Here is a 21,021-nt window from a genome sequence, read left to right as displayed (position 1 = left end):
ATACCGCTCGGTATGCCAGCAGAATCTCAGCACCCACCTACTTACGCGTAGCCGCTTCAACGAGGAGGCGCCTGGTGCTGAGCACGATGCAGGACGTTCCCCTGCTGGTGTCCCGGATCCTGACCCACGGCACGACCGTGCACGGCCGGTCCCAGGTCACGACCTGGACCGGCGAAGGCGAGCCGCAGCGCCGCTCGTTCGCCGAGATCGGGACCCGCGCCGCCCGCCTTGCGCACGCGCTGCGCGACGAGCTCGGCGTCCAGCGCGACGACCGCGTCGCGACCCTCATGTGGAACAACGCCGCGCACGTCGAGGCGTACTTCGCGATCCCCTCCATGGGCGCGGTCCTCCACACGCTCAACCTCCGGCTCCCCGCCGAGCAGCTGGTCTTCATCGCCAACCACGCCGCCGACCGCGTGATCCTGGTCAACGGCTCGTTGATACCGCTGCTGGCACCGCTGCTGCCGGCCATGGAGTCGGTCGAGCACGTGGTCGTGGTCGGCCCCGGCGACACCTCGCCGCTGGAGGGCTGCCGCCCCACCCTGCACGCCTACGAGTCCCTCATCGAGGGCCGCCCGGACAGCTACGACTGGCCCGAGCTGGACGAACGTTCCGCCGCCGCCATGTGCTACACCTCCGGCACCACCGGCGATCCCAAGGGCGTGCTGTTCTCGCACCGTTCGATCTACCTGCACTCCCTGCAGGTCAACATGGCCGAGTCGATGGGCCTGACCGACGCCGACACCACCCTGGTCGTCGTGCCGCAGTTCCACGTCAACGCCTGGGGCCTGCCGCACGCCACCTTCATGACCGGCATCAACATGCTGATGCCGGACCGTTTCCTGCAGCCCGGCCCGCTCGCCGAGATGATCGAGAGCGAGCGTCCCACGCACGCCGCCGCGGTCCCGACCATCTGGCAGGGCCTGCTCGCCGAACTCGCCGCCAAGCCGCGCGACATCACCAGCATGCGCCACGTCACCATCGGCGGCTCCGCCTGCCCGCCCTCCCTGATGGAGGCGTACGACAAGCTCGGCGTCCGCCTCCTCCACGCCTGGGGCATGACCGAGACCTCCCCGCTCGGCACCATGGCCCACCCGCCGGCCGGCCTCACCGAGGAGGAGCAGTGGCCGTACCGGATCACCCAGGGCCGCTTCCCCGCCTCCGTGGAGGCCCGGCTGGTCGGCCCGTCCGGCGAGGTGCTGCCCTGGGACGGGGAGTCCGCGGGTGAGCTGGAGGTCCGCGGGCCGTGGATCGCCGCGGCCTACTACGGCGGCGCCGACGCCGAAGCGCTGCGCCCCGAGGACAAGTTCAGCCCCGACGGCTGGCTGCGCACCGGTGACGTCGGCACCATCACCCACGACGGCTACCTGACGCTGACCGACCGCGCCAAGGACGTCATCAAGTCGGGCGGCGAGTGGATCTCCTCCGTCGAGCTGGAGAACGCCATCATGGCCCACCCGGCCGTCGCCGAGGCCGCGGTGGTGGCGGTACCCGACGAGCGCTGGGGCGAGCGGCCGCTGGCCACGGTCGTCCTCAAGGACGGCAACGCCGTCGGCTACGAGGAGCTGCGGGCCTTCCTCGGCGAGAGCATCGCCCGCTGGCAACTGCCCGAGCGCTGGGCCGTCATCCCGGCGGTGCCGAAGACCTCGGTCGGCAAGTTCGACAAAAAGGTGATCCGCCGCCAGTACGCGGCCGGCGAGCTGGACGTCACCAAGCTCGTCTGACGACGCGGTACGCGGCGCGCAGTCGCGGGGCTCCGGGGGCGCGCCCCCGGAGCCCGTGCGGGTCCGGGCCGTGCGTGCGGGTCCTCAGGAGCCGATCTTGCCGAGCATGTCGACGATGCGGCCCTGGACGTCCGCGCTCGTCGAGCGCTCCGCGAGGAAGAGGACGGTCTCGCCGGACACCAGCCGCGGCAGCTCCGCCGGGTCGATGTCGACCGTGGTGTAGACGACCATCGGCGTGCGCTCCAGCCGGCCGTTCGCCCGCAGCCAGTCGACGATGCCCTGTCGCCTGCGGCGGATGAGCATCAGGTCCATCACCACGAGGTTGGGGTGCATCTGCGCGGCGAGCGTCATCGCGTCCGCCTCGGACTGGGCGTGCGCGACGTGCATCCCGCGCCGCTCCAGCGTGGCGGTGAAGGCCTGGGCGATCGGTGTATGGGCCTCGATCAGCAGCACACGCGGCGGGTGCTGTTCGCTGTCGCGCGGGGTCAGCGCCTTGAGGAGCACGGCGGGATCGGCCCCGTACGCGGCCTCGCGGGTCGCCTGCCCGAGGCCGGCCGTGACGAGCACCGGCACCTCGGCCTGCGCCGCCGCCTGACGCAGCGACTGCAGGGCGGTCCGTGTGATGGGTCCGGTGAGCGGGTCGACGAAGAGCGCCGCCGGCGGCTCGGCGACCTGGGCGTCGACCTCCTCGCGTGAGCGGACGATGACCGGCCGGTAGCCGCGGTCCGTCAGTGCCTGGCGGGTGGCGACGTCCGGTTCGGGCCAGACCAGCAGCCGGCGCGGCTCGTCCAGGACGGCGTCGGGCTCCTGGGCGTTCTCCTCCGTGACGTCGACGGCGCCGTTGGGGCCGTCGAGCGGCTCCGGCCCCTCGGTGGCCTCCGTGGGGGCGCCTATGGCGTACGCCCGGCCGGGGGTCTCCGTGCCGTTGACGACCGCGGGCGCGGCGGCCTGCGCGGGCACGGGTTCCGCGGGGGTGGCCAGCCGGCGGCGCCGCCCGGAGCCGCCGGACGGCTGGGCGATCTGCTCGTTGATCTGCTGGGCGAAGGCGACGCCTTGGCCGAGGGTCCGCACGCTGATCGCCCGGCCCTGCGTACCGCCGCCATTCTGCGAGACCTGCGCCTCTGGTTGCGGCTGCGGCTGCGGCTGCTGTGGCGCGGGGGCCGGTGCCTGGGGCGGGACCATGGGCTGCGGCTGGGGAGGTGCCACCGGCTGGGGCGGCGCCATGGGCTGCGGCTCCGGGCTGCGCTGCGTCTGCTCGGGGATCCTCGGCGGCTCGACGGCTGCCGGTTCCGGCCGCGGCGCCGGGGTGGGCGGGGGAAGCCGCCGCGGGTCGACGATCGCCGACGGGCGCGGCGTGCTCTCCACGATGCCGCGCGGACGCCGGGCGGAGCCCTGGGCCTCCGGCCACTCGGTCGCGGGGGTGGCGGTGGTCGCGGGCGCGGGCGCGGCGGGCAGCGCGGGGAGCTCCGGTGTGGCCGGGGCCTCGGTGGCGGCCCGGCGCGCACGGCGGCCGTTGCCCGGTGCGCTCTGTTCCGGCGCGGGAGCCGCCGGCAGTGCGGGCACCAGCCCCGGCTGCGGCTCCTGCGGGGTGCCGCGACGGGCCCGGCGGCCGGTGGGCTGCTCCTGCGTCTCGGCGGGGGCCGGGGGGAGGGCGGGCTGCGCCTGGGCCGGGGCCTGGGGCTGTGGTTCCTCGGGGCGCCGCAGGGCACGGCGCCGTCCGGTCGGGGTCGGTGCGTCGGTGGTCGGCGCGGCGGGCAGCGCGAGCGCGGCGCCGGGGGCCGGCGCCGGGGTCGCCACCGGCACGCCAGGCTGGGGTGGCTGCGGGGCCGGGACGGGCACCGGCACCGGGGACGGCACCTGCGGCAGTGCGGCGGGGGCGGTACCGCGAACCGGCTCGGCCGGCACCGGCATGACGGTCGTCTCCGACTCCCGCCGGGGCTCCTTGACCGCCGTCTTCGCCCCGCCCTTGCCGACCGGCACCTCCATCACGTACGCGCTGCCCTGCCCGGGCACCTCGTGCGTCTGGAGCACGCCGCCGTGCTTCTCGACGATGCCGCGCGCGATCGGCACGTGCACCGGGTTGTCGCCCGCGTGCGGGCCGCGCACCTCGATGCGGACGGAGTCTCCGCGCTGCGCCGCGGCCACCACGATCGTGGAGTCGACGCCGCCGACCACGACCGGCACGTTGCCGGCCGCGTCGACACCCGCCACGTCCGCGATCAGGTGGGACAGCGCCTGGGACATCCGCTCGGCGTCCACGGTCGCCTCGATCGGCGGCGCGTGCACCGCGTACTGGGCCCGGCCGGGACCGATCAGCTCGACCGCCGCCTCGACACCGGAGGCCACGATCTTGTCCATCGAGGTCGTCTCGCGCCGCAGCTTCTCCTCACCGCGGTCGAGCCGCTGGAAGGCCAGGACGCTGTCGATGAGCGTGGTGATCCGCGCGTAGCCCGCGGTGAGGTGGTGCAGGATCTGGTTGGCCTCCGGCCACAGCTGCCCGGCCGGGTCGTTGGCCAGCCCTGCGAGTTCGGCCCGCAGTTCGTCCAGCGGCCCGCGCAGGGCGTCGCCGAGCAGCGACTGCAGGTGCGCGTTGCGCGCGGCGAGCGCGTCGAAGCGCGTGCGGTCGGTGAAGGTCATCACCGCGCCGACGAGCTGGTCGCCCTCCCGCACCGGCGCCGTGATCAGGTCGACCGGCACCGAGCGCCCGTCCTTGCGCCACAGCACCTGGCCGCGGACCCGGTGCTTCAGCCCGGAGCGCAGTGTCTCGGAGAGCGGCGTCTCCTCGGCCGGCAGCGGGGTGCCGTCCGGACGGGAGTGGTGCACCAGCGGGTGCAGCTCCTGCCCGCCGAGGTCGGTGGCCCGGAAGCCCAGGATCTGCGCGGCCGAGGGATTGACCAGGACGATCTTGCCGTCGGTGTCGACGCCGATCACGCCCTCGCTGGCGGCGCGCAGGATCATCTCGGTCTGGCGCTGCTGGCGGGCGAGTTCGGCCTCGGTGTCCAGCGTCCCGGTCAGGTCCCGGACGACCAGCATCAGCAGCTCGTCGCCGGTGTAGCTGTAGGTCTCGGCGAAAGGTGTGCGGGCGTCGTCGAGGTTCGCGCTCGTGACCTCCACCGGAATTTCACTGCCGTCGGTCCGCCGGGCGACCATCCGGGTCGGCTTGGTGCGGCCCACGTCGTCGTCGGGACGGCGCATCGAGCCGGGGATACGACGCGCGTCGAACGCCGGCAAGAGGTCGAGCAGCCCGCGGCCCACGAGGGCGGTGCCCGGCGACTCGAAGGTCTCCAGGGCGATGGAATTGGCGTTGACGACGGTCCCGTTGGCGTTCACCAGCAGCAGCGCGTCGGGGAGAGCGTCGAGTATTGCCGCGAGGCGAGCAGCGCCTCGGGATGGCCTGCTGCTCACGAGACGCGTCCTCCCTGAAAACCGCACTTGCTGCCGCGCCGCCACCCGCGAAGGGGGCTTCCACCGGTGGTGGCCATCTTGCCGCCGACCGGGGGGCATGTCACTAGAGCGAGTGTACGGGCAGCGGTTGGCGGCGAGGCTCCGGATGCCCATGTCCCGTACGCGTGAGTAGTGTTCGTGGTCGAGTCGTGCGGATGTGGTGTCGGTCACCCCGCAGGTCACACACCCCGGCCACCGGATCCGTCGGGGAGCGCGGGTGCGGGCAGCACCGGGGCCATCCGCCGCCAGCGGGCTGTCTCGCAGCCGTTGCTGCGGTCGTAGCGGGCGTCCACGGGCCGGCCGCGCCAGATGCCCCGCACCGTCGCCCGCTGCGGGCCGCTGTAGATCATCGTGCACATCGTCCCCGCGGGCTCCGGCCCCACCGGGCCGCCCAGCCGCTCCAGACGGGCGCACGCCTGTGTTGCCTCGGGATGGGTCCCGCCGACGGGGTCGCAGTGCAGGTCGTACTCGGACAGGTGGCCGCCCCCGTCGTCCACGGTCACCCGCAGCACGTCGGGGGGCTCCACCGGCCCCGGAGGGCAGGCCAGGGCCGGCGCGGCCACCGTCAGCGGCAGGCCGAGCACGAGCGCGGCGGTCATGGGCACACGAGCCAATCGCATGCTCCGTCCCTACCTCCCCGCCCCGGCCCGCGCCTCCCAATCCACCCGATCGTGGGCGCGTCGCCGAAGTGCCCGCCGCAACGCCTTTGCCCTGGCCGCTCACGGCCTAGTAATCTGGTCAGCGATTGGTCCCAGCCCGGTGGGCTGTGCCATCATCTGCACACACCCGCTCGCGCGGGCACATCAGGAGGCGTCGCCTAGTCCGGTCTATGGCGCCGCACTGCTAATGCGGTTTCGGGGTTATTCCTGATCGAGGGTTCAAATCCCTCCGCCTCCGCCCTTCAGAAGCCCCGGCCACCCGGCCGGGGCTTCTGCCGTTCCCGGCAGCCCTGCTGGACCGTCGCCTTGGCGTATCCGCAGGTCAGCCCGGGTGCGGCTAATGGATTTCACCTCACGGCGCGGGTCATGTAATGTTGTTCCCGCAACGCCGACCGGCAAGAAAACGCCGGGAAGCACAAGCACTCGTAGCTCAACGGATAGAGCATCTGACTACGGATCAGAAGGTTGCAGGTTCGAATCCTGCCGAGTGCACAACAGACCAGAGGCCCCCGGGATCACCCGGGGGCCTCTGGCGTTGGGGCGTACAGCAGCGAAGTACAGCAACCGCGTCAGTCGCCGCCCATGGCGTGGGAAAGCTTGCCGAGAGCCGCCCGCACCTCTTCGTCGCTTGCCGCGGCGTAGACCTCCAACGTCATCGCGATCTGTGAGTGCCTCAGGATGCGCTGAGCCACCTTGGGATGGACCCCGAGAGCGACCAGGAGCGAGCTGCACGTGCCGGGTGTTCCGCAGCCGGATCGCCCGGAGGCCGGCGCGGCGGACGCGCAGGGCCGACATCCGGGTCAGGTTGCCCGGCTCGATCGGGGCCCGTGCTTTGTGGTGAAGATCAGCCCACGATCGTCCTGCCAGAGTTCCCCGGCAGCCTTCCGGTCGCCGAGCTGCTGCGCGCGGCGCACGCGAAGCGCGTTACGGCAGAGTTCGGGCAGAGGGAGGAAGTCGTCGGAGTCCTCGGTCTTGGTCTCCTGGTTCAGGATCTGGCGGCCGGCCCGCTGGAGCTGGTGATCCACGTACAGCTCACCCGCCTCGAAGTCCACAGACGACCACGTCAGCCCCAGGACCTCGCCACGGCGCAGCCCGAGGGACAGGACGAGCACCCAGGCCGCGAAGAGGTGGTCATCGCGAGCCGCGGCGTCGGTGAGGAACCGGCTCGCCTCGGAGTCGGACCACGGTTTGATCTTCTGGCGTCGAGGCTTGGTTACCTTCACCAAGGGAGCCACGTTCCTGCCGATCTCCTCCTCTGTCACGGCATGCGTCAGAGCGGCCGGAGAGCGTCACGAGCGGCCTGGATCACCCTGCGGGACGGGTAGACCCCGCAGCAGTCCCCAACCGCGCAGCAGCGGCGCTGGCTCGACTCCCGCTTGGCGTCCTTGCCCTGTGCGCAGCACTGGCAGACGGTCGACAGCTTGGTCAGCCACTCCCGGACGTCCCGCACGGTCAGCTTGTCGAGCCGTTTCGACCCGAGGTGGGGAGCGATGTACAGCCGGACCGCGCCCTCGTACGAGACGTACGACAGCGGGGCGAGGTGGGGCCGCACGATCGACTCAAGCCAGTAAGAGAGGAAGGTGGCCGCAGTGCGATGCCGGGTGGCCACCGGACCCCGCTTCGCCTCGGTGTGCAGGTTGATCCACTTGCCGTGGACCTCGTCCCCGCGCTGGGAACGATATAGGGACGCGGGTGGCTTGATCACTTACACCAGTGGGCGGCGGGCATGTGATCGATGAGTACGTCTGGTGCGCATGTGGCAACGACCCTTTGGCCCGGATTCCGAGGTCAAGGGGTATTGATGGATTCGCGGGCGGCTCCGTTCCCCCCGGTAGCGGTGGCGGTTCTCCTCGGGAGCGCCGATAATCGGAGTTGTGGCCCGATGCCTGACCGGACTCTGATGTTCGTGATCGAGATCGGCGTAGGCGGTGAAATCGGGCGCAGGGGAGCGCCGGCTGTACCTGGGCTGTTCCTCGCCTCCGACAGCATTCCGCAGGTCTAGGCGGTTCGACAGCGTCAACCTCAGACAAGAGGAGGGACGCCGGATTCCGGATCATGCCCCAGGTGCGAGTGGTCCTTAGTACCGCATGTCGGGAGGATGAATCGTGGCAATCACCGAGACGGATCTGCTCAAGATCGGTGATGCAGGCTTGATGGAAATATTCCGTGCCAGTCCGCCCGGTGAAATTCCGAAAGGCCCGACGGAGGGAACGGGCATCGTCCGGTGGGGAGGCAGCTGGGTGGCTCAGCCGCTCGCCTGGCTGGTACGCATGACCCTGTGGCGAGGAAAGGTTTTCGACCCCGAAGGCTACCTGAGCAATCGGATGACTGCATTCGATGTGCTCGCCATCGTCGCTCAGGTCTATGTCGGGCCGAGCCTGATGGATCAGCAGGACTGCATCGTCATCGACTACTCCAAGATCTCACTGGTCGCTCGTGGCGTTCGCGACGAGATACGCGAAGTCGAACCGGGGTTGTTCCTGGGAGTGGTATGGCTTCTGGGGGCCCGGGTCGGCTGGTTCGCACTGAGGGTGCCGGAAGGTGACACTGGAACGACCGAGGCGGAAGAGTTCGCCGCCGGGCAAACCGGTTGATCGGCTGAGCGTGCTCATTCCGGAGCGCCCGAATATTTACCCGCCCACATAAGTGTGGACCAGCCGGATCACCGCGCACCCCCTGTCGCGGCCAGATCAATTCCTCCATCTCTCTTCCCCTCCTGTTCGAAAATACAGAGCAAAGGGGCGGTTGTGAGCATCTCCGGCATGCGCGCTGGTGGATTGCCCGCCTATAAGGGACGCCGACGCGCTCGAAAGTGGACCGGGTCTGTGCGATTGACATCGGCGATCGTCGCTGCGGCATGCGCCGCCTTCGCCCTGCCGACATCAGCGTTCGGTGCCGCGTCGACCTCATTGGAGGGGACCGTCACCGGAGCGGGGAAGCCGCTCCAGCGTTCTCAGGTCGTGCTCATGGCCGGGTCCGGGTCCGGAGTCAAGAAGCTGGGCCAGACCACGACCGACGCGCACGGTTCCTTCCGGATCACCTACACCAAGCCTTCCGACGGTGTGGTGTACGTCGAGGCAGCGTCCGGGCGAGCGCACCGGCTTCGGCTGCGCTCGGTTGTCGGGTTCGGCGCGGGTGGCGGTGTGTCCGAGCGGACCGTGAGCAAGGTGACCGTCAACGAACTGACCACGGTCGCCTCGACGTACGCTCTCGCCCAGTTCAGTGGCCAACGCGGCATCTCAGGTCCCGGTCCGGGGCTGCAGAACGCCGCCGCGACCTCCTTCAACCTCGCCGATCCGACGACCGGAAGCGCCGGAGGGCCCCTCACCGGCGACAAAGCCAACAGCCAAACGCTGGCCACGCAGAACACGCTGGCCAACCTCATCTCCCTCTGCGTCACGGACAACGCACGATGCGACAAGTTGATCCAACTGGCGACACCGCCCGGCGGAACCAGACCGGCCGACACAGTGCAGGCAATCCTCAGTCTGGTCCGCAACCCGACGCAGTCACCGGGGGGTCTGGAGGCTTTGGCGCGTGCCGCGAAAGTCTTCACGCCGGCGCTCAGCGCAGCACCCCAGTCCTGGATACTGGCGGTTCGCTACACCGCTTCCCAGCTCTACGCGGCGGGCCGCATCGCATTCGACGCCAGGGGCAACGTATGGGCGACCAACAACTGGAAGCCCGGAACCCGCGATCCCAACCCCTACGTCACCGTGCTGGATCCGACCGGTCGACCGACCTTGGGCAGTCCCATCAGCGGCGGTGGCATGAAGGCGGGCGCCTGGGGCCTCGCGATTGATCACGACGGATCCGTGTGGGCGCCCAGCTACGGCGGCAACGCGATGTCGAAGTACTCGGCCTCCGGTAAACCGGTGTCCCCCTCCGGCGGGTGGAAAAATGGCGATTTCGTCAAACCGCAGGGCGTTGCTGTCGACCAGCGCGGCAACATATGGATCGCCAACTCCCAAGGCCTGAGGGGCAAGCCCGGTACAGGCAGTGTCGTGGTGTACCCCCACGGTGACCCGAGTAAGGCCATCACCATCACCGACAAGCACCTCAACCACCCCTTCGCCGTCCAGATCGACGGCCAGGGCCGGGCCTGGGTCACCAACAGCCATCTTTCCTTCGAGGAGATCAGGCAATCGAGGCGGCCCAGCAACGTTGGTGGAAGCGTCACTGTCATCGGTCCCGACTTCAAGCCGATCTCCTCCATCACCGACAAATCACTCCAGGCCCCCGTCGGGCTCGCTCTCGATTCCAAGGGCAACGCCTGGGTAGCCAACTTCTTCAGCAGCGCGGTCACTGAGATCCAGCCAAATGGAACGGTCGCGGGCGTGCACCAATTGCCGAAGAAGGTGCTCCCCTGGTCGGTCGCCATCGATGGTCAGGACCGCGTATGGATCGCTGGTTTCGGCGACTCATCTGTGTCACTCCTGTGCGGGGTCAACAGCGCAGCTTGCCCGCCCGGCGCTTCCGCCGGCACCGCCCTGTCTCCCGCACAGGGTTTCCAGAACAAGGCGATCCAGCATCTCACCGCGGTGCAGATCGACTCCTCTGGCAACGCATGGGTTGCCAACAACTGGTCCGAGGTCATCCCGCCCACCGGGGGCGTGGGTCTGGTGGAACTCATCGGCGCCGCCACCCCGGTCTGCACCCCCTTGACCCCTCTGCCGGTGCGTCCGTCGTCAACGGCTGCGAATGCGTGCCCGAAGTAGGCGTGACGGCCCGGCTTTGATCCCGGGTGCAGCGCAGCCAGTGGACCCGTGGGGCCCACCGCTCCCGCGCGAGGCCCAGGCCGGTAGGCCGAAGCAGCCCGCCCCCTCGGCGGGACGCTCAGGCGGTGCCGGCGCTCAGCGGTGACGGCAAAGCCCGACAAGCCCAAGCGCCAAGGCCGCGGCTCACCGGCCGGCGGCGACCGTCGAGGTGGTCTGACCGCTCGCGCACCCACCATCCGGCTGACTGACGTCCGCTGAGGTCGGAGCCCAACGCCGCAAAGGGTGCGGGTACCTCGTCGGCGGCAACCCTGACGGCAACGACGGTCGGTGAGGGTGCCCGGCCCGCTTGGCGCGGCCGGGCCGGTATCCGTTCCGGTCCACCCGCGCCCGGCCGCCGCCGGGGATGTCGCGGCGGCTAGGGTGTGGGCAGTCAGGACCCGGTACAACAAGGAGGGGTGGTCACGATGGCGGACATCGAGGCGGCCAAGAAGGCGTTCAATCGATTCGACGTCGACGGGGACGGGCTCATCACGGCGAGCGAGTACGCGAGCGTGATGGCGCAGCTCGGGGACTTCAACGTGACCGCGAGCATGGCGCAGAGCCTCATCGGGGCCGTCGACGGCAACGGCGACGGCAAGATCTCGTGGGACGAGTTCTGGGCGGCCCAGCAAGGCTGACGCCGGGTTCGAGCGGCCTCGGCTGCGCCGCGGGACCGCGGGGCGCGCCCGGCCGTTCGCGGGCAGCGATGGTGTCGCGGCCCGGCGGGGCCGAGGGGCGCCACAGCCGGGTGCGGGTCGCCCCGGGGTGGCGGGCCGGTGGGGGCCGCGACCGGTCGGCAGTCGTCGCTCACGCCCGGCCCGTGGCGGGGCCGGCGCTGAAAGCCTTCGCGCGGGGCGTGCGTTCCCTTCCGGCGGGTGGTCTGCGCTCCCCTTCGCCGAACCCTCAGTGCCCGGCGGGCTTGAGTGCTGCGGCCAGCCGGCGCCACTGCTCGCGCGGCAGCCCGGACCGGTCCTCACCCGTGGCCAGCACCTGGACGGCGACGTGGTCGGCGCCCGCGTCGAGGAAGGCGTCGATCCGCTGCCGGACCCGCTCCACGTCGCCCCAGCCGAAGAGCGCGTCGACCAGGCGGTCGCTGCCCCCGTCGGCGAGGTCGTCCTCGGTGAAGCCAAGCCGCAGCCAGTTGTCGGTGTAGTTGGGGAGTGTCAGGTAGAAGGCCAGCATCTCCCGCGCGGTCTCGCGGGCCCGCTTCGGGTCCGTCTCCAGGACGACCGTGAACTCCGGTGCCAGCAGGGGCCCTTCGCCCAGCATGGCGCGCGCCTGCGCGGTGTGCTCGACGGTGACCAGATACGGGTGCGCGCCCGCCGAGCGGTCGCGCGCGAGCTCCAGCATCCTCGGGCCGAGCGCGGCCAGCACCCTGCGTCCGGCGGGGACCCCGGAGGTGTCCAGCGCGTCCAGGTAGCGGGTCATCGCCGCGTACGGGCGCTTGTACTGCTCGGCGAGGCGGGCGTGGCTGACGCCCAGCCCCAGCAGGAAACGCCCCGGATGGGCGGCCTCGAGCGAGGCCTGGCGGGCGGCGGTGTCCTCGGCCTCGTACTGCCAGATGCTGAGAATGCCGGTCGCGACGGTGATGGAGGACGTGGCCGCGATCAGGGGTGCCGCGTGCTCCACGCCGCTGCTGCCGCCGAGCCACAGCGCCCCGTACCCCAGTTCCTCCAGCTCGGCCGCGGTCTCGGCGAGTTCGCCCGCGCGGGCCGGGTCGGGGTCGCGCAGCGCGGCGCTCCACAGGCCGTAGCGTCCGATCGCCGGCGTGCGGCTGTCGCTCATGGGTCTTCTCCCGCCGTGAAGTCCGTTTGAAGTCCGACGTCCTTCGTACCAAAATGCGGTCCCGCGGCCCGTGCATTCCCCACCCGGTGGCGCGTCAGGGTGCGCGCCGGAACAACCGACTGGCCCCGCGCCCCTCGCGACAGGCGATTCTCAGAGAAATCACGCCGGGCCCGGCGTGACGCGAACGGCGCGGTGACCGCCGCAGGCTCAGCGCACAGCCCGGCAGCGCGAGGGGTTCGCGGCCGTCGCCTGGACGGCTGTCGTGCGAGCTGACCGACCTGGGCTGATCCCGGGTCGTAGGAGGCGGAGGGGCGGCGGCCACCGGGCCGCCGCCCCTTTCCGGGTCCTTCTCGTACGGAACGCGCCGGGGGCGCCGGAGGAAGGCTAGTCCTTCGGGGCCAGGCGCGCAGGGAAACCGCCCGTGGCGATCGGGCCCCAGCGCTCGGGGGTCACGCGCACCAGGGACTTGCCCTGCCTGACCATGGCGGCGCGGTACTCGTCCCAGTCAGGGTGCTCGCCCGCGATGTTGCGGTAGTACTCGACCAGCGGCTCGACCGAGTCGGGGGAGTCGATGACCTCGGCGCTGCCGTCGACCTGGACCCAGGGGCCGTCCCAATCGTCCGACAGGACGATCACCGAGACCCGCGCGTCACGGCGGGCGTTGCGGGCCTTGGCCCGCTCGGGGTAGGTCGAGACGACCAGGCGCCCCGCGTCGTCCACTCCGCAGGTGACGGGGGAGCCCTGGGGGCGGCCGTCGGCGCGGGTGGTCAGCAGCAGGGCGCGGTGGCGCGGTCGTACGAATTCCAGCAACTGGTCGAGTTGCACGTCGGTGTTGGTCGCGATGTTGGCAGCCATGGACGGCAGCCTATGCGGCCCGCGGCTATGCGGCGGGGAGGGCCGTGCCCTGGACCGCCTGGATGTCGAGGGTGACCCTGAGCGTCGTGCCCATGGTGGCGATGCCGGCCCGGACGACCTGGTTCCAGTTCATCGCGAAGTCCTCACGGCGCAGTTCGGCCGTCGCGCGGAAGGCGGCGCGCACGCCGCCCCAGGGGTCCGGCCCGGTGCCCAGGTAGGCCAGGTCCAGGCTGGCGGGACGGGTGACCCCGTGCATCGTCAGCTCTCCGTGCACGGTCCACCGGTCGCCGGCGGCCGGCTCCATCGAGGTACTGCGGTAGGTGACGGCCGGGTGCTCCCCGGCGTCGAGGAAGTCGGCGGAGCGCAGGTGCTCGTCGCGGGTGCCGTTGCCCGTGTCGATCGACGCGGCGTCGATCACGGCCTCGACGGACGACGCGAGCGGCTGCTCGGCGACGTCGATCCGGCCGGCGAAGGTCTTGAAGCGGCCGTGCACGCTGGACAGGCCCAGGTGCTGGGCGACCGCGCCGACCTCGGAGTGCGCCGGGTCGATCGTCCACGGCCCGGGCGGCGGCAGTTCGAGGCCGCCCGCGCGGGCCAGCAGCAGGGTCCCCAGGTCCGCCGAGCCGGAGGCGGTCACCAGCGCCGTCGCGGCGGCCGGGCGGTAGCCCACGGCGGTCACGATCACGGTGTACGCCCCTGGGGCCAGCGCCGCGGTGCGCACGGCGCCCTCGGCGTCCGCGGTCTCCCGCGCGATCTGCCGCCCGGTCATGTCGGTGACGGTCACCACGGCGTGGGACACCGCCCAACCGTCCTTCGTCCGGATCCGCCCGCGCAGCCCGGCTCCTGCCGTCGTGTTCATGTACCTCGCTCGCCTTCGGTGCGTTCCGCCGGCCGGGTCCGGTCCGGACGGCCACGGCCGTCCCCTGCCCGGCCGTCCGGACCGGACCCGATTTCCCCCGTCCACCGGCCCGTGCGTCTCCGCGGCGCACGGACCGGCCGATGGTTCACCCCTCGGGGTGGTTGAGCTCGACGTCGAAACCGTCCTGGTGGCCGGCCGCGGCGCCGTCGCCGACGGTGACCTGGGTGGCCACCGGCGGGAAGCCGCTGGCGACCAGCGAGTACTCGCCGGCGTCCAGGTCGCCGAAGGCGTACGCCCCGTCGGTGCCGGTGGTGGCGGTCGCCACCACGTTGCCGGCCGCGTCGATCAGCGTGACGCGGGCCTCCGGGAGCGGCGTGCGCCCGGTGCCGCCGAGCACGGTGCCGTGCAGGCGGGCTCCGGCGCGGAGCGGGACCTCGATGTGGGTGGGGCCGTTGCCCGCGACCTCGACCTGCAGTGCGGCCGGCCGGTAGCCGGTGGCGTTGACGGCCAGGGTGAAGTCGCCGGAGGGCAGGTCCTCGAAGCCGAAGGCGCCGTCCTCGCCGGTGCCGCCGCAGGCCAGGACCTCGCCGCGGACGTCGGTCACCACGACCATCGCGCCCGCGACGGGTATGCCGGTCGCCTCGGCGACCACCGTGCCGGTGAGTCCGCTGGTGCCGGCCAGGACCACGTCGTAGGGGACGGGCTCCTCGCCGACCACCACGGTCGAGGCCTGCGGCTGGTGGCCGTCGGCGGCCGCGATGAGCACGTACGAGCCGGCGCCGGGGGCGGTCAGCTCGTAGCGGCCGTCCGCGCGGGTGGCGGCGCGGCCGAGTTGCCGCCCGGTGAGCGAGATCAGGGTGATCGTGGCCCGCTCGACGCCCGTGGCGTCGGAGTTGCGCACCTGGCCGTGGATCGCGGTGCCCTCGGCTTCCAGGGGCGTGACCGGCGCGGCCACGCCGGCCACCTCGGCGACGGTCTCGGCCGGGGAGGCCTGGGCGGGTATGACCGGGGTCTGCTCGGCGTGGCCGGGGACGCCTGCCGCCTGCTGCAGTCCGCTGGTGGTCTTCAGCGGAACTTCCTTGATGAAGAGCACCAGCAGCAGCGCGAGGAACGCCACCGGGGCCGCGACCAGGAAGACGTCGCCTGCGCCGTGGCCGTACGCGCTCTCCACGACGTGGCGGACCGGCGCGGGCAGTGTGGCCAGGTCCGGGATGGCGCCGTCGGACTCGCCGGTGGACTTCGCGCCCAGGGCGGCCAGGCCGTCCTTGACGTAGTGCGTCACCCGGTTGCCGAGCACCGCGCCCAGGGCGGACACGCCGATCGCGCCACCGAGGGTGCGGAAGAAGGTCACGACGGAACTGGCGGCACCGAGGTCGGCGGCGCCCACCTGGTTCTGTACGGCCAGGACCAGGTTCTGCAGCATCATGCCGACGCCGAGGCCCAGCAGCGCCATGAAGAGCGCCAGGTGCCAGTACGTGGTGCCGGACCGCATCGAGCCCAGCAGGGCGAGGCCGCCGGTGAGCAGCACGCCGCCGGAGACCAGGAACGCCTTCCAGCGGCCGGTGCGGGTGATGATCAGGCCGGAGACGGTGGAGGAGAGGAACAGGCCGGCGATCAGCGGGATGGTCATGACGCCGGACATCGTCGGCGACTCGCCGCGGGCCAGCTGGAAGTACTGGCTGAGGAAGACCGTGCTGCCGAACATGCCGGTGCCGACGAACATCGAGGCGACGGAGGTCAGGCTGATGGTCTTGTTGCGGAACAGCCGCAGCGGCATGATCGGCTCGCTCGCGCGGGACTCGACCAGGACGAAGACCAGGGCCAGCAGCACCGCGCCCGCGACCATGGTGTAGGTCTGCCAGGAGATCCAGTCGTACTTGTCGCCCGCGAAGGTGACCCAGACCAGCAGCAGGCTGACGGCGGCGGTGACGAAGAAGGCGCCGGCCCAGTCGACCTTGACCCGGCGCCTCACGACCGGCAGGTGCAGGGTCTTCTGCAGCACGATCAGCGCGATGATCGCGAAGGGCACGCCGACGTAGAAGCACCAGCGCCAGCCGAGCCAGTCGGTGTCGACGATGACGCCGCCGAGCAGGGGGCCGCCGACGGTGCCGAGGGCGAAGGCCGCGCCGAGGTAACCGCTGTACCGGCCGCGCTCCCGCGGGGAGATCATCGCGGCCATGATGACCTGGGTCAGCGCGGTCAGACCGCCGGCGCCGATGCCCTGGACGACACGGCAGGCGATGAGCATGCCCGCGTTCTGCGACAGGCCCGCGACCAGCGAGCCCAGCACGTAGATCACCAGCGCGAGCTGGACCAGCAGCTTCTTGCTGAACAGGTCGGAGAGCTTGCCCCACAACGGGGTGGTGGCGGTGGTGGAGAGCAGGGCGGCGGTGACGACCCAGGTGTAGGCGCTCTGCCCGCCGTGCAGATCGGAGATGATCTTCGGCAGGGCGTTGGAGACGATCGTGGACGACAGGATCGCCACGAACAAGCCGAGGATCAGCCCGGTGAGGGCCTCCATGATCTGCCGGTGCGACATGGGGGCCGCGTGTCCTGCGTGGGCATCGGTCCCCCGCACACCGGTCGGTGGTGCGGTTGTTGCCATCGTCGTCCTCTTCACGTCGTGGAATGCGTACGGGGGCGGCAGTCGGCGGCGAAGTCACTGCGCAGCCGGTCCAGCAGCCGGGAGAACTCGGTGACGTCCTCGTCCGGCCAGTCCCTCAGGTGGTGGGCCAGCGCCTCGGCGACCCTGTCCTGGGCGGCGCGCAGCATGTCCGCGCCGCCGGGGGTCAGGCGCAGCAACCGTGACCGCTTGTCGTGGGGATCGGGCAGCCGGTCGATCCAGCCGCGCTCGGCGAGGTGGGCCACGTGTCTGCTGGTGACGGACATGTCGACCTCCAGCAGCTCGGCCAGCCGGCTCATCCGCATCTCGCCGTGGCGGCTGATCACCGAGAGCACGCCCAGCGATGCCGGCGGGCAATGCGGTGGGCAGGCCCGGCTGAGTTCGCGGGCGACCACCGGGATCGCGCGCAGCTGGCTCGCGAGCTCCGCGAAATGCTCCTGCGTCGCCATGGCGCCTCGCTTCCCGACTCTTGTTGGTTGCCTCAAGCAACCTTAGGAAGTTTGGTTGCTGCAGGCAAATTCTTTCGGGTAAAAACCTCCAAAAGGAGCGACCCGCCTTCGGTCAAGAGGCGGGTCGTCGTATGAAGCCGCAGGTCAGGCAGATGCCTCCGTGAGCCGCTCCAGCTCCGCGGCGGTCAGCTCCAGGCTCACCGAGGCCAGCAGAGCGCTCAACTGCCCGGGCGTACGGGCGCTGGCGATCGGCGCCACGACGGTCGGCCGGGACCGCAGCCAGGCCAGCGCGACACTCGCCGGCGCAGCGCCGTGCGCCGCCGCGACCTCGTCCAGCACGGCCAGCACCCGCGGCCCGCGCTCGGACCGCAGGTAGGCGCCCGCGCCTTCCGCCCGGGGGCTGTCCACCGTGACGCCGGGGCGGTACTTGCCGGTCAGGAAGCCCCGCGCCAGACCGAAGTACGGCACCGAGGCGAGGCCGTGCGCCTCGACGGCCTCGCGCAGCGCGCCCTCGTACTGCTCGCGCTCCACCAGGTTGTAGTGCTGCTGAAGCGCCACGTACTTCGTCAGGCCCTCGCGCTCGGCGAACTCCAGCGAGGCCGTCAGCCGCTCGGGGCTGATGTTGGAGGCCGCGACGTGGCGGACCTTGCCCTCGCGGACCAGTGCGTCCAGGGCGCCGACGATCTCCTCGACCGGGGTCCCGGGGTCGTCGAAGTGCGTGTAGAAGAGGTCGATCCGGTCGGTGCCCAGCCGGCGCAGCGACTCCTCCGCCGCGGCCTTGACGGTCGCGGCCTTCAGGCCCTTGAAGTCGGGGTGGGAGCCGGCCTTCGTCGCGACGAACACGTCGTCGCGGCGGCCGCGCTTGGCGAGCCAGGATCCGATCACGGTCTCGGACTCCCCTCCGGTGTGGCCCGGGACCCACGCGGAGTACACGTCCGCGGTGTCGACGAAGTTGCCGCCCGCGTCCGTGTAGGCGTCCAGCACCTCGAAGGAGGTCGCCTCGTCCGAGGTCCAGCCGAAGACGTTGCCGCCGAGACAGAGGGGGAAGACGTCGAGATCAGAGTTGCCGATGAGTGCCATGTCGTCTTGGACGCGGTGGGCACGGACGGTATTCCCCGGGGGTTCCCCCTCCCAACGACGGGCCGGGGGTGACCTCCGCGACCTGACTTCGCTAGGGTCCTGCCCCATGACTACCCCTGACAACAACTACGACCCGGCCGGCAGCACCCAGATGTTCCGCGCCTTCGTCGACGAGGAGCCCGCCCAGGTACAGGCCGCGGGCGGCAGCAAGACCGGGCTGATCGCCGGCGTCATCGCGGCCGTCGTCGTGATCGCCGCCGTGGTCTGGTTCGCGGTCGCCTGACGGGCGCGCTACCCCACCACGTCCACCGACACCGGACGCCGGCGGTCGCCGGCCGTCCGGCGGTCGTCGTGCGCCCGCGCCCGGCGGCCCCGCCTCGCCCCCGCTCAGCGGAACAGTGACGCCGGCTCGACGCGCGAGCGCACCCCGAGCCGGCTGAAGACGTTCCGCAGGTGGTCCTCGACCGTGCGCGTGCTGAGCGGCAGCAGATCGGCGATCTCGCGGTTGGTGGCGCCCCGCGCCACCAGCTCGGAGATCCTCGTCCGCTGAGCCGTCGGCTCCCGGCGGCCCGGGGTCCCGGTCCACCGGGCTCACCCGGCCCCCGGCGGCGCGCGGTTCGGCCGCGGCCCGGTCGGCCCAGGGGCGGGCGTCGAACTGCCGGAACACCGCCACGGCGTTCCGCAGCCGGGCGGCGGTCGCGGGCGCGAACCACGGCACCACCGATGCCGCAGCCTGCGTGATCCACGCCTCCTGCGTCGAGATGCTCCCGGGCTCGGCCTTCGTCCGCACCATCAGCAGCGGTTACGAGACGCCGGAGCGCACGGCCCACGCGACCTGGTACTCGCCCTGCGACGGGCTCGTCATCCCGTACACCAGCACCCCGCTGAGCGGCGCGAACAACCGCCTGGTGGCGTGCACGGACGCACATCGGGTTCCTCGGCGACACCGCGACCCCCGGCCGGATCCGCTCCTGCCTGGCCGGCTGAGCGCTTCACCACGCCCTCCCCAGGAGGCGGGGGCGCGCGATGTTCAGGAGTCCGCGACGGTGACGTCCCGGGTCTCGACGTGCATGCCCGGCGGCACCCGCCACGCCTCGACGCACACCTCCCAGGTCCCTTTCGCGCCGCCGCCGCCGGGGACGGGCACCGGCGCGGCGCGGGTGCTTTGCACCGTGGCCCAGTCGACGCCCAGCGGGCCGATGACGTGCGTGCCGAAGGTGAGGGTGCCGGTCGTCGCGGTGCGGTCCCCGGTGTTGCCGAGGGTGACGGTGACCTTCTCGCACCAGCGGTCGTTGGCCGCCGCGCGCTCGACCGCGCTCACCACCAGGTGCGCCGGTGCGCCGGGCGCGGGCGCGGGCGCGGAGGGGGAGGACGAGGACGAGGACGAGGGGGACGCCGAACCGCTCGGGTCCGGTCGTCCGGTGGGGCCGCCGGAGGCCGTCGTGGGTGGCGGGGTGGCGTCCTGCCGCGGCGGGGCGCTCGTGGCGCCGGGCCCCTCCGGAGCGTCCGCCGGGGGCGAGGAGCCCGCGCCGCCGATGCCGGCCGGTGCCCCCGGCGCCGTCCGGCCGCGGCCGGAGGGGGAGGCCGTACGGCCGTCCAGCGGCACGAGGATCCCCTTGCCTGAGGGCGGGGCGTTCACCGCGAGGCCGCCCGCGGTGCCCGGGGCGCCGACGGCCACGTAGCCCGCGCCGTTGCCCTCGCAGTCCGGGCCGAGGGCGGCGAAGGCGCCCAGGCAGACGACGGCCGCCGAGGCAGCGGCCAGCGCGCCCCGGCGGCCCCGTGGTATGTGCACCATCCCGCCAGTGTACTGACGAACCATCAGGAGTGAATCGCCAGGTTCTCCGGTCTGCCGGACCTCGTCCTAATGCTCGGAGGTCAGGCCCTCGCGCAGCTGCGCCAGGGTCCGGGTCAGCAGCCGGGAGACGTGCATCTGGGAGATGCCGACCTCCTCGCCGATCTGCGACTGCGTCATGTTGGCGAAGAAGCGGAGCATGATGATCCGCCGCTCCCGCGCGGGCAGCTGGGCGAGCAGCGGCTTGAGCGACTCGCGGTACTCCACGCCCTCCAGCGCGGTGTCCTCGTAGCCCAGCCGGTCGGCCAGCGAGCCCTCGCCGCCGTCGTCCTCCGGGGGCGGGGAGTCCAGGGAGCTGGCGGTGTACGCGTTCCCGACCGCCAGGCCGTCGACCACGTCCTCCTCGGAGACGCCGAGTGCTGCCGCGAGTTCGCAGACGGTGGGCGATCGGTCCAGCCGCTGGGCGAGCTCGTCGCTGGTCTTGGTCAGCGCCAGCCGCAGCTCCTGCAGCCGGCGCGGCACCCGCACCGACCAAGAGGTGTCGCGGAAGAAGCGCTTCACCTCGCCCACGATCGTGGGCATCGCGAAGGTGGGGAACTCCACGCCGCGGTTGCAGTCGAAGCGGTCGATCGCCTTGATCAGCCCGATCGTGCCGACCTGGACGATGTCCTCCATCGGCTCGTTGCGACTGCGGAACCGGGCCGCCGCGTAGCGCACGAGCGGCAGGTTCAGCTCGATGAGTGTGTCCCGTACGTACGCCCGTTCGGGGCTGTCGTCCGGCAGTTCGGCCAGCCGCAGGAAGAGCGAGCGGGAGAGCGTGCGGGTGTCGACGCTCGTGTCGATGGCCTCGATCGTGCTGTCGACGGCGCTGATGTCGGCGACGGCGGTGCCGGCGGTGTCGATGGCGTTGTCGTCAGGAGCATCGTGCGGCGCGTCGGTGTTCAGCACCTTCGGACTGCCCACTTCTACGGACATGCCACCCCCTTGAGGTCGC

Annotated in this window: 16 protein-coding genes, 2 tRNA genes and 1 pseudogene; 7 read left to right on the top strand and 12 right to left on the bottom strand. The window is 71.7% G+C overall.

Annotated elements, in window-relative coordinates; translation table 11 throughout:
• The first annotated feature begins 74 nt into the window (after positions 1 to 74).
• Positions 75 to 1,724, top strand: coding sequence for a long-chain fatty acid--CoA ligase (locus ACRWNP_RS00825; RefSeq protein ID WP_431958888.1), 1,650 nt, complete (start codon positions 75 to 77; stop codon positions 1,722 to 1,724).
• Positions 1,725 to 1,808: 84 nt separating this feature from the next.
• On the opposite strand, the gene ACRWNP_RS00820 is transcribed toward ACRWNP_RS00825, so the two are convergent.
• Entirely contained in the window at positions 1,809 to 5,129 is a 3,321-nt protein-coding gene (locus tag ACRWNP_RS00820; protein WP_431958887.1) for a PAS domain-containing protein, read from the bottom strand.
• Between the two features lie 218 nt (positions 5,130 to 5,347).
• A complete protein-coding gene (locus ACRWNP_RS00815; protein ID WP_431958886.1) occupies positions 5,348 to 5,788 on the bottom strand; it encodes an SSI family serine proteinase inhibitor in 441 nt (146 codons plus the stop codon).
• Positions 5,789 to 5,974: 186 nt separating this feature from the next.
• Here ACRWNP_RS00815 and ACRWNP_RS00810 point away from each other — a divergent pair.
• Both ACRWNP_RS00810 and ACRWNP_RS00805 read left to right on the top strand, forming a co-directional pair.
• Positions 5,975 to 6,065 (top strand) — tRNA-Ser (locus ACRWNP_RS00810).
• Positions 6,066 to 6,246: 181 nt separating this feature from the next.
• A tRNA-Arg gene (locus tag ACRWNP_RS00805) sits at positions 6,247 to 6,319 on the top strand.
• A gap of 77 nt (positions 6,320 to 6,396) precedes the next feature.
• On the opposite strand, the pseudogene ACRWNP_RS00800 reads toward ACRWNP_RS00805, so the two are convergent.
• Positions 6,397 to 7,490 (bottom strand): annotated as a pseudogene (locus ACRWNP_RS00800) (tyrosine-type recombinase/integrase); the annotation flags it as partial.
• A gap of 442 nt (positions 7,491 to 7,932) precedes the next feature.
• Between ACRWNP_RS00800 and ACRWNP_RS00795 the strand changes: the two are divergent.
• The 3 genes from ACRWNP_RS00795 (at position 7,933) to ACRWNP_RS00785 (ending at position 11,222) form a co-directional block, all read left to right on the top strand.
• Positions 7,933 to 8,421 (top strand): hypothetical protein, encoded by a 489-nt coding sequence (locus ACRWNP_RS00795; RefSeq protein ID WP_431958885.1) that lies wholly within the window; start codon positions 7,933 to 7,935, stop codon positions 8,419 to 8,421.
• A 153-nt stretch (positions 8,422 to 8,574) separates the two neighbouring features.
• The gene (locus ACRWNP_RS00790; RefSeq protein WP_431958884.1) at positions 8,575 to 10,545 is read left to right on the top strand and encodes an NHL repeat-containing protein; all 1,971 of its coding nucleotides are present in this window, start codon (positions 8,575 to 8,577) and stop codon (positions 10,543 to 10,545) included.
• A 464-nt stretch (positions 10,546 to 11,009) separates the two neighbouring features.
• Positions 11,010 to 11,222 (top strand): EF-hand domain-containing protein, encoded by a 213-nt coding sequence (locus tag ACRWNP_RS00785; protein WP_431958883.1) that lies wholly within the window; start codon positions 11,010 to 11,012, stop codon positions 11,220 to 11,222.
• Between the two features lie 265 nt (positions 11,223 to 11,487).
• Here ACRWNP_RS00785 and ACRWNP_RS00780 read toward each other — a convergent pair whose 3' ends face one another.
• The 6 genes from ACRWNP_RS00780 to ACRWNP_RS00755 form a co-directional block, all read right to left on the bottom strand.
• The gene (locus ACRWNP_RS00780) at positions 11,488 to 12,369 is read right to left on the bottom strand and encodes an LLM class F420-dependent oxidoreductase (protein ID WP_431958882.1); all 882 of its coding nucleotides are present in this window, start codon (positions 12,367 to 12,369) and stop codon (positions 11,488 to 11,490) included.
• Between the two features lie 384 nt (positions 12,370 to 12,753).
• Positions 12,754 to 13,224 (bottom strand): PPOX class F420-dependent oxidoreductase, encoded by a 471-nt coding sequence (locus ACRWNP_RS00775; RefSeq protein ID WP_431958881.1) that lies wholly within the window; start codon positions 13,222 to 13,224, stop codon positions 12,754 to 12,756.
• 25 nt (positions 13,225 to 13,249) lie between these two features.
• Positions 13,250 to 14,083: a YceI family protein gene (locus tag ACRWNP_RS00770; RefSeq protein WP_431958880.1), complete on the bottom strand. Its 834-nt coding sequence runs from the start codon at positions 14,081 to 14,083 to the stop codon at positions 13,250 to 13,252.
• A 145-nt stretch (positions 14,084 to 14,228) separates the two neighbouring features.
• Positions 14,229 to 16,688, bottom strand: coding sequence for an MFS transporter (locus ACRWNP_RS00765; protein WP_431958879.1), 2,460 nt, complete (start codon positions 16,686 to 16,688; stop codon positions 14,229 to 14,231).
• A gap of 11 nt (positions 16,689 to 16,699) precedes the next feature.
• Positions 16,700 to 17,155 carry a MarR family winged helix-turn-helix transcriptional regulator gene (locus ACRWNP_RS00760; RefSeq protein WP_431958878.1) on the bottom strand — a complete coding sequence of 152 codons (456 nt, stop codon included), beginning with the start codon at positions 17,153 to 17,155 and terminating at the stop codon, positions 16,700 to 16,702.
• 144 nt (positions 17,156 to 17,299) lie between these two features.
• Positions 17,300 to 18,235 (bottom strand): aldo/keto reductase, encoded by a 936-nt coding sequence (locus tag ACRWNP_RS00755; protein ID WP_431958877.1) that lies wholly within the window; start codon positions 18,233 to 18,235, stop codon positions 17,300 to 17,302.
• Between the two features lie 106 nt (positions 18,236 to 18,341).
• Between ACRWNP_RS00755 and ACRWNP_RS00750 the strand changes: the two genes are divergently transcribed.
• A complete protein-coding gene (locus ACRWNP_RS00750) occupies positions 18,342 to 18,518 on the top strand; it encodes a hypothetical protein (RefSeq protein ID WP_431958876.1) in 177 nt (58 codons plus the stop codon).
• A gap of 104 nt (positions 18,519 to 18,622) precedes the next feature.
• Here ACRWNP_RS00750 and ACRWNP_RS00745 read toward each other — a convergent pair whose 3' ends face one another.
• From ACRWNP_RS00745 to ACRWNP_RS00735, 3 genes are all read right to left on the bottom strand, one after another.
• Positions 18,623 to 18,760 (bottom strand): response regulator transcription factor, encoded by a 138-nt coding sequence (locus ACRWNP_RS00745; RefSeq protein ID WP_431958875.1) that lies wholly within the window; start codon positions 18,758 to 18,760, stop codon positions 18,623 to 18,625.
• 505 nt (positions 18,761 to 19,265) lie between these two features.
• Complete coding sequence (locus tag ACRWNP_RS00740; RefSeq protein WP_431958874.1) at positions 19,266 to 20,030, bottom strand: hypothetical protein; 765 nt, start codon at positions 20,028 to 20,030, stop codon at positions 19,266 to 19,268.
• Between the two features lie 66 nt (positions 20,031 to 20,096).
• Positions 20,097 to 21,002, bottom strand: coding sequence for an RNA polymerase sigma factor SigF (locus tag ACRWNP_RS00735; RefSeq protein ID WP_431958873.1), 906 nt, complete (start codon positions 21,000 to 21,002; stop codon positions 20,097 to 20,099).
• Positions 21,003 to 21,021 lie beyond the last annotated feature (19 nt).

The organism is Actinacidiphila sp. bgisy160 (genome assembly GCF_965342435.1).
Classification (GTDB): domain Bacteria; phylum Actinomycetota; class Actinomycetes; order Streptomycetales; family Streptomycetaceae; genus Actinacidiphila.
This window is presented reverse-complemented; position numbering and strand designations above follow the sequence as displayed.

Excerpts from the sequence above, each read along its gene's own strand:
- ACRWNP_RS00765 (WP_431958879.1), bottom strand. The coding sequence starts at position 16,688 with ATGGCAACAACCGCACCACCGACCGGTGTGCGGGGGACCGATGCCCAC.
- ACRWNP_RS00815 (WP_431958886.1), bottom strand. The coding sequence starts at position 5,788 with ATGCGATTGGCTCGTGTGCCCATGACCGCCGCGCTCGTGCTCGGCCTG.
- ACRWNP_RS00785 (WP_431958883.1), top strand. The coding sequence starts at position 11,010 with ATGGCGGACATCGAGGCGGCCAAGAAGGCGTTCAATCGATTCGACGTC.
- ACRWNP_RS00775 (WP_431958881.1), bottom strand. The coding sequence starts at position 13,224 with ATGGCTGCCAACATCGCGACCAACACCGACGTGCAACTCGACCAGTTG.
- ACRWNP_RS00740 (WP_431958874.1), bottom strand. The coding sequence starts at position 20,030 with ATGGTGCACATACCACGGGGCCGCCGGGGCGCGCTGGCCGCTGCCTCG.
- ACRWNP_RS00760 (WP_431958878.1), bottom strand. The coding sequence starts at position 17,155 with ATGGCGACGCAGGAGCATTTCGCGGAGCTCGCGAGCCAGCTGCGCGCG.
- ACRWNP_RS00750 (WP_431958876.1), top strand. The coding sequence starts at position 18,342 with ATGACTACCCCTGACAACAACTACGACCCGGCCGGCAGCACCCAGATG.
- ACRWNP_RS00735 (WP_431958873.1), bottom strand. The coding sequence starts at position 21,002 with ATGTCCGTAGAAGTGGGCAGTCCGAAGGTGCTGAACACCGACGCGCCG.
- ACRWNP_RS00755 (WP_431958877.1), bottom strand. The coding sequence starts at position 18,235 with ATGGCACTCATCGGCAACTCTGATCTCGACGTCTTCCCCCTCTGTCTC.
- ACRWNP_RS00770 (WP_431958880.1), bottom strand. The coding sequence starts at position 14,083 with ATGAACACGACGGCAGGAGCCGGGCTGCGCGGGCGGATCCGGACGAAG.
- ACRWNP_RS00780 (WP_431958882.1), bottom strand. The coding sequence starts at position 12,369 with ATGAGCGACAGCCGCACGCCGGCGATCGGACGCTACGGCCTGTGGAGC.